The organism is Anaeromicropila herbilytica, from assembly GCF_016591975.1.
In the GTDB taxonomy this organism is placed as follows: Bacteria; Bacillota; Clostridia; order Lachnospirales; family Lachnospiraceae; genus Anaeromicropila; species Anaeromicropila herbilytica.
The window spans coordinates 210,001-228,072 of the sequence record NZ_AP024169.1; the positions used below are offsets into that span (position 1 = coordinate 210,001).

Sequence of the window (18,072 nt, forward strand, 5' to 3'; positions counted from 1 at the left end):
ACAAGCTGTGGAAGTGCCATATGTGCACAACCGCGTACTTTTTGTAGAACGGTCCGGCGAGTTACATTTACTGGCAAGGTTAAGAACATAAAGTTCGGAGCCGAAGGGAAACCAAGTCTTAATAGGGCAATTAAGTCAGTAAGTGTAGACCCGAAACCGGGTGATCTACCCATGTCCAGGTTGAAGCTGCCGTAAAAGGTGGTGGAGGACCGAACACACATCCGTTGAAAAGGGTGGTGATGAGATGTGGGTAGCGGAGAAATTCCAATCGAACCCGGAGATAGCTGGTTCTCCTCGAAATAGCTTTAGGGCTAGCCTTGTTTATAGTCTAATGGAGGTAGAGCACTGAATATCCTAGGGGGCGTCAAAGCTTACCGAAGATTATCAAACTCCGAATGCCATATAGATGTTTAACAGGAGTCAGACTGCACGAGATAAGTTGGGTAGTCAAAAGGGAAAGAGCCCAGACCACCAGCTAAGGTCCCAAAGTGCGTGTTAAGTGGAAAAGGATGTGAGATTTCGAAGACAACTAGGATGTTGGCTCAGAAGCAGCCACACATTAAAAGAGTGCGTAATAGCTCACTAGTCGAGAGGTCTTGCGCCGAAAATGTCCGGGGCTAAAACACGACACCGAAGCTGTGGAATTGTACTAAGTACAATTGGTAGAGGAGCATTCTTAGCGAGACGAAGCAGTACCGTAAGGAGCTGTGGATTGTTAAGAAGAGAGAATGCCGGAATGAGTAGCGAGATGAAAGTGAGAATCTTTCAGGCCGAATATCTAAGGTTTCCAGAGTAAAGCTGATCTGCTCTGGGTAAGTCGGGGCCTAAGGCGAGGTCGAAAGACGTAGTCGATGGATAACAGGTTGAAATTCCTGTACTACAATAAATCAGAACTGTGGGGACGCAGGAAGGAAGTCAGAGCTGGGAATGGAAAAACCAGTGCAAGCGAGGTACCAGTCTGGTAGGCAAATCCGCCAGGCAATGGGAAGACGTGATGCGGACCGAAATATAAGTAGGGAAGCTGATGGACTTACTGCCAAGAAAAGCCGCTATTGTTTTTATTGTACCCGTACCGTAAACCGACACAGGTGGATGAGGAGAGAATCCTAAGGCCGACGGGAGAAGCATTGTTAAGGAACTCGGCAAAATGACCCCGTAACTTCGGGAGAAGGGGTGCCTACGAAAGTAGGCCGCAGAGAATTGGCCCAAGCAACTGTTTAGCAAAAACACAGGTCTATGCAAAACCGCAAGGTGAAGTATATGGGCTGACGCCTGCCCGGTGCTGGAAGGTTAAGGGGAGAGCTTAGGAGTAATCCGAAGGTTTGAACTTAAGCCCCAGTAAACGGCGGCCGTAACTATAACGGTCCTAAGGTAGCGAAATTCCTTGTCGGGTAAGTTCCGACCCGCACGAAAGGCGTAATGATTTGGGCACTGTCTCGACAATGCACCCGGTGAAATTGAAATACCAGTGAAGATGCTGGTTACCTGCGCCAGGACGGAAAGACCCCATGGAGCTTTACTCTAGCTTGATACTGGGATTCGGTACTATCTGTACAGGATAGGTGGGAGACTAAGAAGTGATGACGCCAGTTGTCACGGAGTCGCTGTTGGGATACCACCCTTGTAGTATTGGATTTCTAACTTGTACCCGTGATCCGGGTAGAGGACAATGTCAGGTGGGGAGTTTGACTGGGGCGGTCGCCTCCGAAAGAGTATCGGAGGCGCTCAAAGGTCTTCTCAGAATGGTTGGAAACCATTCGAAGAGTGCAAAGGCAGAAGAAGGCTTGACTGTGACACCGACGGGTGGAGCAGGTACGAAAGTAGGACTTAGTGATCCGGTGGTATAAAGTGGGATTGCCATCGCTCAACGGATAAAAGCTACCCTGGGGATAACAGGCTTATCACTCCCAAGAGTTCACATCGACGGAGTGGTTTGGCACCTCGATGTCGGCTCATCGCATCCTGGGGCTGTAGTAGGTCCCAAGGGTTGGGCTGTTCGCCCATTAAAGCGGTACGCGAGCTGGGTTCAGAACGTCGTGAGACAGTTCGGTCCCTATCCGGCGTAGGCGGAGGATATTTGAGAGGAGCTGACCTTAGTACGAGAGGACCGGGTTGGACGAACCTCTGGTGTATCGGTTGTCATACCAATGGCATGGCCGAGTAGCCAAGTTTGGAAGGGATAAACGCTGAAGGCATCTAAGCGTGAAGCCCCCCTTAAGATAAGATATCCCATTCTTTTAGAAGTAAGACCCCTTGAAGACGACGAGGTAGATAGGTTAAAGGTGGAAGTGTGGTAACACATGTAGCTGATTAATACTAATAGGTCGAGGGCTTGACCAAAAATAAACGGATAATAATTCATGTGTAGTTTTTAAGGTATATACCTTATTCCTCGATAGCTCAATGGTAGAGCACACGGCTGTTAACCGTGGGGTTGTAGGTTCGAGCCCTACTCGGGGAGCTAACTTTTATGTAAATAAGATCAGGCTCCATGGTCAAGCGGTTAAGACACCGCCCTTTCACGGCGGTAACAGGGGTTCAAATCCCCTTGGAGTCATTTTAATAGTATATGCTAAATATAATGCTTGACGAATAGTTGTTATATTGCTATACTATATTATGCATTAATAATTAAATACGGCGACATAGCCAAGCGGTAAGGCATGGGTCTGCAACACCCTGATCACCAGTTCAAATCTGGTTGTCGCCTCTCTTAGAGAAAACTCTAAACCTTGAAAATACTTAGGTTTAGAGTTTTTTTGTTATATAAATAATTGATGAAAGTAAGAAAATTACAAATAATATTTAACATAAAAGATAAAAAATTTTAAGAAACTACTGATATAATATACCATGATAAATATCATACTAGAATAGCAATTTAGGTAGTAAATTTAAGTAAAGCTCCTTTAGGAACTATTTTTGAACCTGTTTATAAGCTTATTATGAGAGGAGTTTATTATGGTTAAAAAAATGCAACTAATATGTATGGTAGTAATGCTGGTAATATCATCTGGAGCAGTGGATAGTACAAAGGTAAGTGCATCTGCTCCGAGGCAGTTTGAACAATTGGAATTTGAAAAGGCTTACAATGAGGATATGGATTGTGATGGAAAGGTCGAGCAGGTGATTTGTAAGCAAACGGACGTGAAAAATGATGAAACTAAGAAAACATTAACGATATATATTAATAATAATATTGTATTTGAGAAAACTTTGAAATGCCAATATTATACTGTGGATTTGGCAGACATAGACGTGAATGATAATGTACAGGATCTTTTCATTACTTCTAGAGATTACAGTGCCATCAGTTTGAAGACCTTTTATCTACAATATAAAGATGCCAAACTTAAACTTATTCAAACAATAACAAAAAAGAATGCTCCTAAGTACTTAAATATGGCTATATATTTTTTTGGGCATATCTCCGATAAAGCATCATTTCAGTTGATTGCAAACAGGCCGATTGGAGATACAATAGGTGATTATGAATGCATAATACCTTATAAATTAATCAAAGGTAGAATAGTTGCGGTAAAAACGAATACGTATGACCTGACACCCTATTCCAAAAAATATGTATATAAGGCAAAAAAGAAATTTGTGACATACAAATCTGTTTCTAAAGGTGCAGTAACTGTATTTAAGGTAGATATTGGAGAAAAAGTAAGAGCGGATAAAGTATATGTTTCAAATAAAGGTAAATGTTATATAAGGATAATCAATAGTAAAAATGTAAAGGGATGGATTGACGGTTCAAAGAATGATTTATTTGTAAAAACTCCTATCTGGGACTAATTGACAACTAAGTACTACTTTCATTGAACCTATTTGTTTAAATCCACTTGTTGTCTCTATTAGAAAAAGCTCTAATCCTATTACTGGGATTAGGGTTTTTTTAAAATATTAAGAAAAAAGCCTATTGGCGTAATAGTCGAGTTGCATAATAAGGTTATCTTTCTAGTTATTGACTATGCATTATAATTGGATGCTTAATTGATATAATCAGGATGCTTAATAGTTATAATTGCTTATTGGAATTATATGTGATAGAATATGATAAACAAACATTGTTTAGTCAAAAAACAAATATAGAAAACTATAGCTATTTAATAAAGAAAGAAACAAAGTGATTAAACAAAAAATATAAAATACCAAACATATTACCAGGGGGATATCAAGATGAATACATATACTGCGAATGAATCGAATGTAAAATTAATTGGACGTACTTATTTAAGAGATGAAATACTTTGGTTTGCACTTTCAGGAACAGGAGTAGAATTTACATTCCAAGGTACCAAGGCAGTGATTACATTAGTCGGTGATAATGTATCTAGTGTTGCAGAAAATAAAGATAATTATGCTCGAATTGCTATTTATGTAAATGGTGAAAGAGTAATTGACGATATAATAGATCAAGAAGAAAAGACTTATACTGTCATTGATAGTAAAGTGGAAGAGACAGCAGTTGTTCAGATTATTAAATTATCGGAAACAGCGATGTCTACAGTTGGAGTTAAGCAGATTGCAGTAGAGGCTAAAGATGGAATTCACCCAACGAAGGACAAAGAACATCGTATTGAAATTATTGGAGATTCGATAACTTGCGGATATGGAATGGATGATCCGGATGAGAATCATCATTTTTCTACGACGACAGAGGATGTAACAAAGGCATATTCATATCGTACAATTCAAGCACTTAATGTCGATTATAGTATATTTTCCATTAGTGGATATGGAATTATATCAGGATATACAGAGAGTGGAAATAAGATTCCGGAACAGACTATACCACAATATTATGAAAAACTTGGATTTTCCTATGGAGATTTTGCTGGTTTGGTTAAGGTATCTTCGGTTGAGTGGGATTTTACTAAATATCAACCAGAACTTATTGTAATTAATCTTGGAACTAATGACGATAGCTATTGCCAAGATGACATTACTAGACAAGAAGATTATAAAGAGAATTATATTCAATTTATTAAGAAGGTTAGATCTTATAATAAGGATTCAAAAATATTATGTACGCTTGGAATCATGGGAGATAGATTATATCCTTTTGTTGAAAAAGCAGTAGAAGAATATACGATACAAACTGGCGATACTAATATAGAAACAATGAGATTTGATGTGCAGAATCCAGAAGATGGATATGTTGCAGATTGGCATCCAAGTGAGATAACTCACCAGAAAGCTGCTGATAAGATTGCGAAAGAAATAAAAACGATAATGAATTGGTAATTAGTATAAAAGATACCTTCAACTACGATTTGTGTGGTTGGAGGTATTTTTATGCTACTTAGTTATAAAATAATCTATATTTCTTTCCTATTATATATGAAGATTGAGAGTGCGATGGATGCTATGAAGATTAATATAGTCGCAATTGGAGTGAGTGATATATAAAATCTGATGGTCGCTTCTGATGGTATCTGCATGTGAAGGTTATTAACTAAAAGTACAACTAAGATTGCTGGAATACCAAATATTACAAATAGAGCAAGCCTTGCCTTCTCCATTCCTACTTTTAAGATAATTGGTGTCATTAAGGATAGAATAACAATGCATACCTCAAAGGACACTCCAATGGATAGATAATCTTCAAAAACAAATGCTTGGTGTTTGCTAACTTTATATAATGCACTAGTGATTAGTGAAAACACACTTCCGATGGCTGAACAACCAATTGCAAGGATGTATTTGGATAGTACAATCTCACTTCTTGTAATAGGAAGAGATAATGCATAACTATCCCATTTGGCAAGATCATCATAGCTAAAAGTTGCAAAAACGATAAAGGTTCCAAGAAATATAATCATATATGAAGCAAACATAATATTGTTGGTGAATAAGCCAAATATAAAATAGAATACAACGAGCAACAGTAAATTTCTTAAATATTTTCTATTTACAAGTACATCTTTAAAAATAAGTCCTAACATTTTTGTACCCCCTTTGAGTAGAATAACATAATATCTTCTAATGACGCACTGTCGATGATATAATTTGGATACTTTCTGGATAACTTTGCTTTATTAGTAACTAGTACTTCATAACCAAAGCTATTCTTGCGGTAGGATATGATATCTTTGATATCAATCTGTGAGAAATCACTTTGCTTACATTTTAGAATACCATAGCTATAGATAATATCATCTTTTGACTCACTGAGTTCGATTTTTCCTTCGTGAATAAAGGTAATGTAATCCGCTATCTTTTCTAGATCTCCAGTGATATGAGAAGACATTAGAATTGAATTCTTCTCGTCTTGTATGAATTCTAGAAAAACATCTAAGATCTCTGTGCGAACAATAGGGTCTAAGCCACTGGTAGGCTCATCGAGTAATAATAATTGAGGATTGTGGGAGAGTGCAGCTGCTATGGATAGCTTCATCTTCATTCCCCTTGAGAATTCTTTGATGTATTTTTTAGCTGGTAATTTAAATTGTTCTAAGTAGTGACTGTACAACTTACTATCCCAGTTCTTATATATTTTAGAGAGAAATAGGTCAACATCTTTAGCGTAAAGAGTATCATGAAAACGGCACTCATCAAATACGATGCCAATGTTTTGACGAATCTCTTTTTCACTTTTTATATTATCTAATCCAAAGATCTTAATTTCTCCATGGTCTCTATGAATGAGGTTCAGTATACTCTTAATTGTGGTACTCTTTCCAGCACCGTTTTCTCCGATAAAGCCCATAATGCTTCCTGGCTTTAAATTAAAACTTACATTATTTAATGCAAACGTATTATATCTTTTGCTAAGGTCTTTTACTTCTAAGCTATAATCCATAATATTCTCCATTCTGCAAACACTCCGTTAATATGGGTGTCAGCGTTAATTTGTTGTGTGAAATGTCTTTTATTTCACACTAGCTCCCATCCAGTCGCCTCCTGCGACATATAATAAGGGGTGTGAAATGTCTTTTATTTCACACTAGTTCCATCCAGTCGCCTCCTGCGACATATAATAAGGGGTGTGAAATGTCTTTTATTTCACACTACTCTCCTTTATATAGAAGTTCTAAAATTCCTGTAAGGTCTTCCAAGGTAAGATCGCACTGTTTGGATAAATCAATTGCTTTTGTTAAATAATCTTCTACCATTCGCTGATGTTCTTCCTTGATAAATTCAACGTTGTTCTTTCCGACAAAGCTTCCCTTTCCAGTAACTGTCTCGATAAAGCCATCGCGTTCTAGTTCTTCATAAGCTCTCTTCGTGGTGATGACGCTTATACGAAGTTCCTTGGCTAGAAGTCTCATAGATGGTAGGGAATCACCTTCTTTCAGTGTTCCATTTAATATCATTGCTTTTATCTGAGAATAAATCTGGTCATAAATTGGACTGTTACTCGAGTTACTAATAATAATATCCAATGTTGTACCTCCTTGGTATATTGTATATATCGTATATACACAATATACTTCTATATATATGATTTGTCAACTCTTTTTTATTCATTATTAATTTATTGATTGAATTACTAATCTAATAAATAGTCCGTTAGCTTCTTGCTAAGAGCAAATGTATTGATATAAATGAGTTCTCTTTGTATATTTACTTAAATTTTGATTCATATTATCAAAGAAACACTTGATATATTTTCCTTTTATTATTAAAATTCTAGTAGAATATATTAGCCTACACAAGTTCAAAAACAAGAACATATAAAGAACATATAAGTACATACAAGAATATATAAAATACATACAAAGCGCATACAAAATTACATAGCTAAAGCTTAGAAAATTATTAATAGAATAGAATGGAAAGGTATAGGTACTAATTTATGTACAAAATACTAATTGTTGAAGATGATGTAACAATTGCAGGAATATTAAATGAGAATCTTCGAAAATGGGGATTTGAATCAGACTATGTAACAGATTTCTCAAATGTAACAGCCAAATTTGTAGAGTTTAATCCACATCTTGTACTAATGGATATTTCATTACCGTTTTATAACGGTTATTATTGGTGTTCGGAGATTCGTAAGAGTTCGAAAGTGCCAATTGTCTTTATTTCCTCGAACAATACGAATATGGATATTGTTATGGCAATCAATATGGGTGGAGATGACTTTATCACAAAGCCATTTAGCCTTGATATTGTAGTTGCTAAAGTTCAGGCAATACTACGTAGGACATACTCTTACATAGGAGAGACAAAGGTATTAGAGCATGGTGGCGCGCTACTCAATCTATCAGAAGCTGCTCTTTATTATAAAGAGAATAAGATCGAGTTAACGAAGAATGAATTTAAGATATTAGAGGTTCTTCTTGAGAATAAAGGAAATGTTGTGAGCAGGGATATGATTATGAAAAAACTGTGGGATAGTGATAGCTTTATTGATGATAATACATTAACCGTTAATATGAACCGATTACGTAAAAAATTGGAATCCTATGAACTGATGGATTATATTACGACGAAGAAAGGGTTAGGGTATATTATCAATGATCATTGAGTATTTGAAATATCGTAAAATAACAATATTCTTATATCTATTTGTTATTGTATTCTTCCCATTTGTGCAATATTTAAATAACTTATCCATGAAAAGTGTTGTGTATAGTGTGGAAATCGTCAGCTTTTTGTTCTTCTTATGTGGAATATTTGATTTCAGGGATTTTGTAAAGAGAAACCATGATCTAGTACTTAAGAAAAAAGAAGTGAATATCTATTCTGCGAACTTAAAAAAACCAAGAAATCTACTAGAACAAAGTTATAATGAAATCATTGAAGAACTTTATGCGAAGACAAACGAAGCAATGGGGAAAATGGAAGGTAGTTATAGAGAGCAGATTGATTATTATACAATGTGGGTTCATCAGATTAAGACACCGATAGCTGCAATGCGCTTAACTTTACAAAATAGTAGAAACGTGAATCCTGATGCTCTTCTATTAGAAGAATTATTTAAGATTGAGCAATATGTAGAGATGGTGCTACATTATTTAAGAATTGAATCCATGTCCTCCGATCTTGAGTTACATAAGATTGACCTTGATTCTGTCTTAAGAGAGACAATTAAAAAATATTCTACGATATTTATACATAAAAAATTATCACTTCAATATGAAGCATTAAATCGTTCGGTCCTATCGGATGAGAAATGGTGCACCTTCCTAATTGAACAGATTTTATCCAATGCTTTAAAGTACACAAACACTGGATCTATAAAAATATATCTAGAAGAGGTACAAGTATCGAATTCTAGCAAAGGAAGTGAGGATAGAATTCGTCATGCGAAAGCTAAGGATAGCAAAAGCAGTGAACAACTGGAGGAAAAAAACGACCAAGTAAAACTTGTCATAGAGGACTCAGGTATTGGTATTCGAAAAGAAGATATTGAGAGAATCTTCGAGAAAGGATTTACAGGTTACAATGGAAGGTGGGACAAGAAGGCAAGTGGAATTGGGCTATACCTATGTGATAAGGTTGCTCGTAAGATTGCACATAAGATTGAGATTGAATCCGAACTATCCAAAGGAACGATAGTGAAGATTACCTTCCCTAATAGCCAGATTAAAGTATTCTAATTGAATAATTGAGACTACGAGTTATTGAGATTAAAGAAGCTTAGCTGTATATTGCTGTGTCAACCTACTTAGGTGAGATGCAGCAATTTGTTTTTTATTACGCTCTTAATTTTTCTTTGAGTCTTAACTAGATATAGGTTACTTTTTGCTGGACTACTTGTAAATTAAAAATTAAGTGAGTATAAGGCGTACGAGGCTTGCTATAAGAGATTTTTACCTCAGTATAGCAAGTATAAATAAATGAAAACTATGAAATGTCACATATAAAAGCTTCAATGTGACATTAATGTAAGAAACGAAATTGATAATGTAAGCTAAAGTTAAGGTATCGCTCCCTAATTCTTGGTATTATAGTTACAGAAAGAAACGAACAAACAATAAATTATAAATTGGAGGAAAACAAATATGGCATTATTAGAAGTTAAGAATCTTAAAAAAATATATACAACAAGATTAGGAGGACAGCAGTTCCAAGCATTATCAAGTGTTAACTTTTCAGTAGAAGAAGGAGAATATGTAGCAATCATGGGTGCATCTGGCTCTGGTAAGACTACATTATTAAATATATTAGCTTCCCTAGATAAACCAACAAGTGGAGAAGTACTATTAGAAGGAAAGAGTTTTGCTAAGATTAAAGACAGAGATATCTCAGCATTTCGTAGAGATAATCTAGGATTTGTTTTTCAAGATTTCAATCTATTAGATACCTTTTCCTTAAAGGATAATATTCTACTTCCACTAGTATTAGCAAAGAAACCTTACTCATTAATGGAACAACGCTTAATGCCAATTGCAGAGAAATTAGAGATCAAAGAATTATTAAATAAATTTCCATATGAAGTATCAGGTGGGCAAAAGCAAAGAGTTGCGGTAGCGAGAGCATTAATTACGAATCCAAGGATTATTCTTGCAGATGAACCAACAGGAGCATTGGATTCCAAAGCTTCCAGTAATCTTTTGAAAATCTTCTCAGATATTAATAAATCAGGTCAGACCATCTTAATGGTTACACATAGTACAATGGCAGCAAGTCATGCAAAGAGAGTTCTATTTATTAAAGACGGTGAAGTATTCCACCAATTATACAAAGGTAATCTAACAAACGAAGAAATGTTCCAGAAAATCGTATCAACCTTAGCAGTAGTTACAGATGGAGGTGTTGACATTGGGTAAGTTCTTTTATTCCAAATTAGCAATTACAAATCTTAAACATAATAAAAATGCATATGTTCCTTACATGTTAGCATGTATTGGTATCATATTTACGTATTTCTTATTTTCCGTCATTGGTAACAATGAAGGTATGAAAAATGTAAGCGGTCAGAGTGAATTATCATTAATTATTAGATTAGGTCAAGTTGTAGTTGGTATCTTCTCTGTAATCTTTATACTATATGCAAATAGTTTTCTTATGAAACGAAGAAAGAAAGAACTTGGTCTTTATGGAATCTTAGGATTAGAGAAAAGACATGTATCTTATGTTATGTTCTATGAGACTTTATTTATGAGTGTAGTTAACATCGGAATTGGATTAATCTTCGGTGTTGTATTTGGTAAATTAGTATTTTTAGGTTTATTAAAAATATTAAAAACTGCTGGTGATAGTACATTTGTAATATCAGCTTCTTCTGTAGTAAATACAGTTATATTCTTTGCAATTTTATTTTTAATAGATTTAGTAATTAATTATGTTAGCGTTCATGTTGCTAATCCAATTGCCTTATTAAAAGGTGGAGATGAAGGCGAAAAAGAGCCTAAAACACAGATTATATGGACTCTTATTGGAGTTGCATGTATGGCAGCAGGATATTACAAAGCAATGACAGTAGCTTCTTCCGTTGATGCCATTACACAATTTTTCATCGCGGTATTATTCGTTATTGCAGGTACTTTCTTATTATTTATGAGTGGTTCTGTTGCTTTACTTAAATTATTAAAGAAAAATAAAAAATTATATTATCAACCAAATAACTTTATCTCTATCTCAAGTATGATCTACCGTATGAAACAAAATGCAGCGGGGCTTGCCTCCATCTGTATCCTAAGTACTATGGTGTTAGTTACCGCTTCTACAACAATTGCATTATATATGGGTGAAGAAGATGCGTTAAGAGAAATGAGTCCTTTTGACATTACAGTTAGTGCAGAGAGTGCAAAGGTAAATGATGAATATCTTAATAAATTATCTGATCTAGCAGATAAAAATGATATTACGGTTACAAAAACAACAAGTTATAACTATATTAAAGCATATGAGATCATTGCAAATAAAAAAGTAAAGAAAATGAGTAGAAAATACTCCATGTCATATTTACAAACACATGCATGTGGTATTAAATTCATTACAATTGAACAATATAATAAAATGATTAAGGGATCTAAGCAATTAAATGAAAAAGAAGCTATCATGTTAAATCCAACATTTGATTATAAAGATAAAACCCTTACCATTGGAAATGAAACATTATCAGTAAAGGCAACAGAAACATATAATGGATTACCAAAGCAATCAGATGCCATTAATCGAGAGACTTATATTGTTCTTAATCAAGCAGATCTGCAACAGGTTATAAAAGAATTAGAGCAAATCGATAGTGATGGTTTCAAAAGCACGGAACAATTTGATCTATTCCAAACTATTAAAGGAAGCAGAAGCAATCGTCTTCAATACGGAAATGATATTAGTGAATGGGTGAAAACCAATAGTTCTTCTATGGATAGTATTGATGTCAATCGTGAAACTATGTTTAAATTATATGGAGGACTTCTATTCATTGGTGTATTCTTAAGTCTTCTATTCTTACTTGCAACAGTATTAATTATCTACTTTAAACAAGTATCCGAAGGATTCAGTGACAGAAAGCGTTTTGTTATCTTAAGAAAAGTAGGTATGGACCAAAAAGCTATTAAGCAAACCATCAATAAACAGATTATCATGGTATTCTTCTTACCATTAGTAACAGCAGTAATTCATATTGCATTTGCATTTAAAATGATCTGCATGATGTTACAGATGTTCTACTTAACCAATACAGATTTATTTGTAAAATGTACGATTGGTACAATTCTTGTATTCTCAGTTATTTATGTGGCAGTATATCTTACGACTGCAAAGGTATATTATAAAGTTGTCAATGAGGAGAATTAGGAGATAGAATATTATAGAAGATTAGATAACTAGACTAGGTAAATAAAAAAGTCAGATAATAATAGATTAGTTAAATAAAAGATGAAATAAAGATTAGAGTATTAAAATCAAATAGTAAATAGGGGTATTACACCGGTATAAATATGGTGTAATACCCCTACTATGTTAACTACAAGTATTGTTAGAGTAATCTGTTGAGATTAACTGTAAGAAAAGAGAAAGAAATGTAAGGAAATTTTAAAGAAATTTTCCTGAAACTTCATGTACAAAATTTCCATTTAGTGATACTATATGGAACATATAGTAAAAAATCTAATGATTTTGAGTTTTCCAAAGAGGCTAATTTTTTGAGTCTTTTAGAGAAAACTCTTTTTGTATATAAAAATACAAAAATGTATATTTATTTACAAAAAAATAACATGCATAAAATAGGGGGTATCATATGAGTGAAAATCATGTAGTAACAGTAGAAAACCTAAACAAATTCTATGGAAAGCGACAAGTATTAAAGGACGTATCCTTTTACATAGATAAAAATGAAATCGTGGGATTTATCGGACCAAATGGAGCAGGTAAGTCTACCACCATGAAGTGTATGTGTAACTTAATCTTTCCAGATAGCGGAACCATTCGTATTTGTGGTTATGATATCTTAAAAGAAAGAGATAAGGCACTCTCTTGTCAGGCAGCATTAATCGAAAGCCCTGGTCTCTACATGGATATGTCAGGAAAAGAGAACATCAAGCTTATTGCCAAGATGAGAAAAGTTCCAGATGCAAGAGTAAATGAACTAATTGAATTCACCGGTCTTGATAAGAAGATCAATCTAAAAGTCGGAAAATATTCTATGGGTATGAAGCAAAGGTTAGGACTTGCCATAGCCCTCTTAAGTAAACCACGATTTATCATTCTTGATGAGCCAACCAATGGATTGGACCCTACAGGAATCATAGACCTAAGAAATACACTACATAATCTTGTTAAAGAAGAAAAGTTATCCATTCTATTTTCTTCCCATCAACTTGGAGAGATAGAAAAACTAGCCAATCGTATTATCTGTATTAATAATGGAAGAATCATTGATACTCCACAAGCTTTGGATGGAAGTATGCATTATATCTTACAACTTTCCGATGCTGTAAAGGCAAAGAATATCTTTGCAAAAAGAATAAAAGAAGACAAGATTGAGTTAATTGGAAGTGACAGTATCAAAGTAATTATTGATGATCAACCAGTATTATCACAAAGCTTAAAGGAAATCTTAGATGAGGATATTACCTTATTAGATATTAATAAGATGGAACTTGATATTGAGTCAATCTATAAAGAAGTGTATGGTGATCATCATGAGTAGATTAATACAGATGGAATTATATAAGTTTATGAAGCAAAGGAAGAATCAAATAATCTTAGCGGGTCTATTTCTTTTCTTCTTAGGAGTTGTAATTTATTATAGTTATGAGCAGAGACAATATGATTTTAATATGCGAAGTGAAATGGAAAGCGAATATTATAATGCTAGTGCTGTCGTAGATAGCCTATCATTAAAAAAAGATCGGTTAGAGAAAGGAACAAAAGAGGAAGTAGAGGAAATAAAAAGAACATCCCCTGACTTTTATGAAGAATATGATTTTTGGATGAATGAGAAAGATACTTCCTTTAAGCTATTCTACTATTATAAAAATAGAAAAGTAAAAGGTGCAGAGTATTGTAAAAAGATTGAAGTGGAAAAGTACAAGAACCTGTTAATTGGATGGGAAAAAGGGTTTATGTCAAAGGATCAATTGATATCAAGAGGTCAGGAACCAACAGAGTTAGAAAGACAGATTCGCATAAATCAGTATTTATTAAAAAATAAATTACATATAGTAGATAATCCATATCAACTGACGGGAGTTAATTTCCTATTTCTTATGCTAAAAGGATATATGCCAATGATTCTATTAGTAATTATTATACTATTATGCATGGATATTTTCTTATCAGAGATGGAGGAGGGAAGCTATAAGTTATATTTGACGCAGCCCTTTTCAAGGAGAAAAGCATTCTTATCTAAAATATTTGTAGCAGGAATTACGAGTATTGGTAGTGTAGTAGTGTTGTTGTTTGCATTTTTTGGGATAACTAGTATTCTAAATGGTGTGGGTTCTATGAAGTATCCGCAGACAATGACAGAAGGAAAAATGCTTCTTTCCTTGACTCCTGATAGTAATCTACTAGGTAAATTGGATATTACAACCACAGGTAAGTATCTAATGTTAGGATATCTATTATTAGCCCTAGTAATCATAACAACGGTAATGGTTACAATCTATATATCTGTACTGACAGACTCTACATCGATAACCATTGGAGTTATTACAGCGTTATTGTTATTAGGCTTTGTCTTAAGTTCCTTCTTAGATACTACAATATCACTTCATGCATTTTACCCACTTACCTATATTAATGTCTATTCAGTTCTGAATGCTCAGGTAAATGCACCATTATTGCTGGGGCTTGTGGTGAATGGTCTTATTGTATTCGTAGCGTTAATACTGAGTTATCAGAGATTTTGTAAAAAGGACCTACTAGGGGGGTGCTAGTTAATGAGGACATTTATATGGTTTGAACTAAAAAAGAGAGTAAGACAAGCCAAGACATGGGGATTAATTATCTTATTATTAATGGTGTCTTTATTGGTTATAAAAAATTATAAAATAAAATTGGAGGAAATAAATTCAAATAAGGGAAATTACAGTATAGGAGATATATTTATTACAGAAGCTAAAATTTCCAAATATAATGCTGATGATTTACATAGCAAAGAACATTACATTAAGACAAAATATGTATATGAATTGTTAAAGAAAGTTGGAAAGCAAGTCAAGGAAGCAGAAAAAAGAAATGATAGGAAGGAATATAATCGAGCAGTAACATTTGGATATCTTCTATTGAGTAAAGAAGCTGCCCAAAAAGAGGGATCTCTTAGAGAACTAAGTTTTCGAAATTCTATAGAACCTATATGGAATATAGTAAGTGAGGATGTAGAATATGATTCAGTTAATACTGAATATGCAAATTCATATGCGAATCGAAAAATGTACTTTGAAACCTTATTATCTGCAAAATATTATTATGCCTTATATCAACATAATCTAAAAGATAGTAATGAATATCAAATTGATAGTTTGTCATTTTGCTATCATTATTTGAACAAAATTATGCCTATTTTGTTAGCAGTTCTGGTTTTAATCATTATGTTTGATAGTGTAAACGAGGAGCACAGTAAAGGAAGTTTGAAATTAGTATTAACCCAACCATTTTCTAGAATAAAATACATGATTTCTAAAATAATTGTGGGATTTTTGCATACCGTTTTTGTGATTGTAATTCCAATTATCCCAATTGTATCTATTATGGGATTGGGAGATTCATTTAACAACTATAATTACCCAGTATTGTACTTAAGGCATAGTTTTAATTCATTATTTTCCATTCATAATCATTTGGAATATGATATAAAGCATTTTGGCTACAACAAGTATTTTGGCTTTAGTTCAGCCTCATTTTATTCGAAAGGAGAGGAGGGAGGAGTAAGTAATCAAATTACAATAATGCCTCTTTATCAATTTTTATTGTTATCCTTTTTAATACTAATATTTATCATCCTTTTTTATGTAGTATTAAATACATTAATATCTTGTATCTTTAAAAGCAAAATTATATCATTTGCAGTTTCAGGATTGATTACAATTGTTGGAATGGTATTAAGTAATCCATTCATCTCATCAGATAACTATAATCTAAGCCCATTTTCTATGAATAATCCCGTGCGGATACTTAGTGGAACTTATAATGTGACAGCATTAACTGCAATTGCCGTACTCTCCATATGCTCTGTTATTTTATTTGTAGTTAATGTAATATACTTTAGAAAAAAGAATCTGTAGTAAAATATTTCGTTAAGGGGGGTTTGTGAATGAGAACTTTTATATGGTTTGAGGTTAAAAAGAGGGTAAGACAAGCCAAAACATGGGGGTTAATTATTTTATTGTTAATAGTATCATTGTTAGTAATAAAGAATTATAATCTACAAGATAAATTTGTTTATGTAAATTATGGTAAGGATTTTAAAAGCTTATCTAAAAACCCATATATTGACGATGAATTAAAGAATCTACGTAATAAAGAAAATTATAAAGTAGCTAAATATAGTTATGGTGTAATTTATAAAACTGGTGAAGAAGCAGAAATAGCATTACAAAAGAAAGATATGAAAGAATTCTATCGAGCAGTAACATTTGGTCATCTTTTATATGCAAAAAGTAATGCAGAGCATGAAGGAACATTAAGAGAAATTAGTTTTCGTAATATGACAAAAGATATCTGGAAAAATGTAAGTAATGGTGTTGATTATGACTCAGTAAGTTTTAAAGTTATGAATATAAATTTTTCACGAAATTTTTATTTTGATTTTCTGACATGTGCAAAATATTTTTATTCTTTGTATGAGCATAATTTAAAAGATAGTAATACATACCAAATGGATAGTATGGCATTTTGCTATCATTATTTGAATAAGATTGTGCCAATTTTGTTAGCAGTGCTAATATTGATTATTATGTTTGATAGTATAAATGAGGAGCATAGTAAAGGTAGCTTAAAATTAATATTAACGCAACCGTTTTCAAGAAAAAGGTATTTGCTTGCCAAAATAATAGTAGGTGTTATGCATACAATCTTTGTGGTGGTAATTCCGATGATTGGAATTGTATGTGTTATGGGAATAGGAGATTTTTTCAAAAATTATAACTATCCGGTTTTGTATCTTAGAAGAAGTTTTACTCGGTTTTTTTCTATTCATAATAATTTGGAATATGACTTGAAACATTTTGGAGTTAATAAATATTATGGGTTTAGTTTGACATCCTATAGTCCAAAAGGTTCACAAGATGGAATAAGTAATCGAATTACAATATTACCTCTTTATCAATTTCTACTGTTATCTTCTTTAATATTACTATTTATGATCATATTCTATGTTGTATTAAATACATTAATATCCTGTATCTTTAAAAGTAAAATTATATCGTTTGCAATTGCAGGATTGATTACAATCGTTGGAATGATATTAAGCAATCCGTTAATCTCATCAGATTCCTATAATCTTAGTCCATTCTCTATGAATAATCCAGTGCGGATTCTGAGTGGAACTTATAATGTAACAGCATTAACTGCAATGATTGTACTATTTGCTAGTTCCTTAGTACTATTTATTGTTAACGTACTTTATTTTAGAAAGAAAAATCTCTAGAAAGTATAAGAATAAACTGTTGAGTAGTTCATGAAATGATAAGAAAATAATTTTTGGGAGAAAGGGAG

Annotated in this window: 13 protein-coding genes, 3 tRNA genes and 1 rRNA gene (1 of these 17 only partly in view); 14 read left to right on the top strand and 3 right to left on the bottom strand. The window is 33.5% G+C overall.

Annotated elements, in window-relative coordinates; genetic code table 11:
• From bsdtb5_RS00835 to bsdtb5_RS00860, 6 genes are all read left to right on the top strand, one after another.
• Positions 1-2,340 (top strand): 23S ribosomal RNA (locus bsdtb5_RS00835); it begins 558 nt to the left of the window's first position.
• A 49-nt stretch (positions 2,341-2,389) separates the two neighbouring features.
• Positions 2,390-2,461, top strand: a tRNA-Asn gene (locus bsdtb5_RS00840).
• A 24-nt stretch (positions 2,462-2,485) separates the two neighbouring features.
• Positions 2,486-2,557 (top strand) — tRNA-Glu (locus tag bsdtb5_RS00845).
• Positions 2,558-2,639: 82 nt separating this feature from the next.
• A tRNA-Cys gene (locus bsdtb5_RS00850) sits at positions 2,640-2,710 on the top strand.
• A 251-nt stretch (positions 2,711-2,961) separates the two neighbouring features.
• A complete protein-coding gene (locus bsdtb5_RS00855; RefSeq protein WP_271714166.1) occupies positions 2,962-3,801 on the top strand; it encodes a hypothetical protein in 840 nt (279 codons plus the stop codon).
• A 384-nt stretch (positions 3,802-4,185) separates the two neighbouring features.
• Positions 4,186-5,253, top strand: a complete 1,068-nt coding sequence (locus bsdtb5_RS00860; protein ID WP_271714167.1) for an SGNH/GDSL hydrolase family protein — start codon at positions 4,186-4,188, stop codon at positions 5,251-5,253.
• Between the two features lie 74 nt (positions 5,254-5,327).
• Here bsdtb5_RS00860 and bsdtb5_RS00865 read toward each other — a convergent pair whose 3' ends face one another.
• The 3 genes from bsdtb5_RS00865 to bsdtb5_RS00875 form a co-directional block, all read right to left on the bottom strand.
• Positions 5,328-5,954 (bottom strand): ABC-2 transporter permease, encoded by a 627-nt coding sequence (locus tag bsdtb5_RS00865; protein ID WP_271714168.1) that lies wholly within the window; start codon positions 5,952-5,954, stop codon positions 5,328-5,330.
• Positions 5,948-6,823 (bottom strand): ABC transporter ATP-binding protein, encoded by an 876-nt coding sequence (locus tag bsdtb5_RS00870; protein ID WP_271714169.1) that lies wholly within the window; start codon positions 6,821-6,823, stop codon positions 5,948-5,950. Before bsdtb5_RS00870 ends, bsdtb5_RS00865 begins: the two co-directional genes overlap by 7 nt.
• Positions 6,824-7,019: 196 nt before the next feature.
• Positions 7,020-7,394 carry a GntR family transcriptional regulator gene (locus bsdtb5_RS00875; RefSeq protein WP_271714170.1) on the bottom strand — a complete coding sequence of 125 codons (375 nt, stop codon included), beginning with the start codon at positions 7,392-7,394 and terminating at the stop codon, positions 7,020-7,022.
• A 413-nt stretch (positions 7,395-7,807) separates the two neighbouring features.
• Between bsdtb5_RS00875 and bsdtb5_RS00880 the strand changes: the two genes are divergently transcribed.
• The 8 genes from bsdtb5_RS00880 (at position 7,808) to bsdtb5_RS00915 (ending at position 18,004) form a co-directional block, all read left to right on the top strand.
• Positions 7,808-8,485: a response regulator transcription factor gene (locus tag bsdtb5_RS00880; protein WP_271714171.1), complete on the top strand. Its 678-nt coding sequence runs from the start codon at positions 7,808-7,810 to the stop codon at positions 8,483-8,485.
• Positions 8,475-9,560 carry a sensor histidine kinase gene (locus tag bsdtb5_RS00885; protein ID WP_271714172.1) on the top strand — a complete coding sequence of 362 codons (1,086 nt, stop codon included), beginning with the start codon at positions 8,475-8,477 and terminating at the stop codon, positions 9,558-9,560. The genes bsdtb5_RS00880 and bsdtb5_RS00885 overlap by 11 nt, the downstream gene beginning before the upstream one ends.
• Before the next feature lie 405 nt (positions 9,561-9,965).
• Positions 9,966-10,733, top strand: coding sequence for an ABC transporter ATP-binding protein (locus bsdtb5_RS00890; RefSeq protein ID WP_271714173.1), 768 nt, complete (start codon positions 9,966-9,968; stop codon positions 10,731-10,733).
• Complete coding sequence (locus bsdtb5_RS00895; RefSeq protein ID WP_271714174.1) at positions 10,726-12,708, top strand: ABC transporter permease; 1,983 nt, start codon at positions 10,726-10,728, stop codon at positions 12,706-12,708. The genes bsdtb5_RS00890 and bsdtb5_RS00895 overlap by 8 nt, the downstream gene beginning before the upstream one ends.
• Positions 12,709-13,150: 442 nt before the next feature.
• Positions 13,151-14,062 carry an ABC transporter ATP-binding protein gene (locus bsdtb5_RS00900; protein ID WP_271714175.1) on the top strand — a complete coding sequence of 304 codons (912 nt, stop codon included), beginning with the start codon at positions 13,151-13,153 and terminating at the stop codon, positions 14,060-14,062.
• A complete protein-coding gene (locus bsdtb5_RS00905; RefSeq protein ID WP_271714176.1) occupies positions 14,055-15,293 on the top strand; it encodes an ABC transporter permease subunit in 1,239 nt (412 codons plus the stop codon). Before bsdtb5_RS00900 ends, bsdtb5_RS00905 begins: the two co-directional genes overlap by 8 nt.
• A gap of 3 nt (positions 15,294-15,296) precedes the next feature.
• Positions 15,297-16,640, top strand: coding sequence for an ABC transporter permease subunit (locus tag bsdtb5_RS00910; protein WP_271714177.1), 1,344 nt, complete (start codon positions 15,297-15,299; stop codon positions 16,638-16,640).
• A gap of 29 nt (positions 16,641-16,669) precedes the next feature.
• Positions 16,670-18,004: an ABC transporter permease subunit gene (locus tag bsdtb5_RS00915; protein WP_271714178.1), complete on the top strand. Its 1,335-nt coding sequence runs from the start codon at positions 16,670-16,672 to the stop codon at positions 18,002-18,004.
• Positions 18,005-18,072 lie beyond the last annotated feature (68 nt).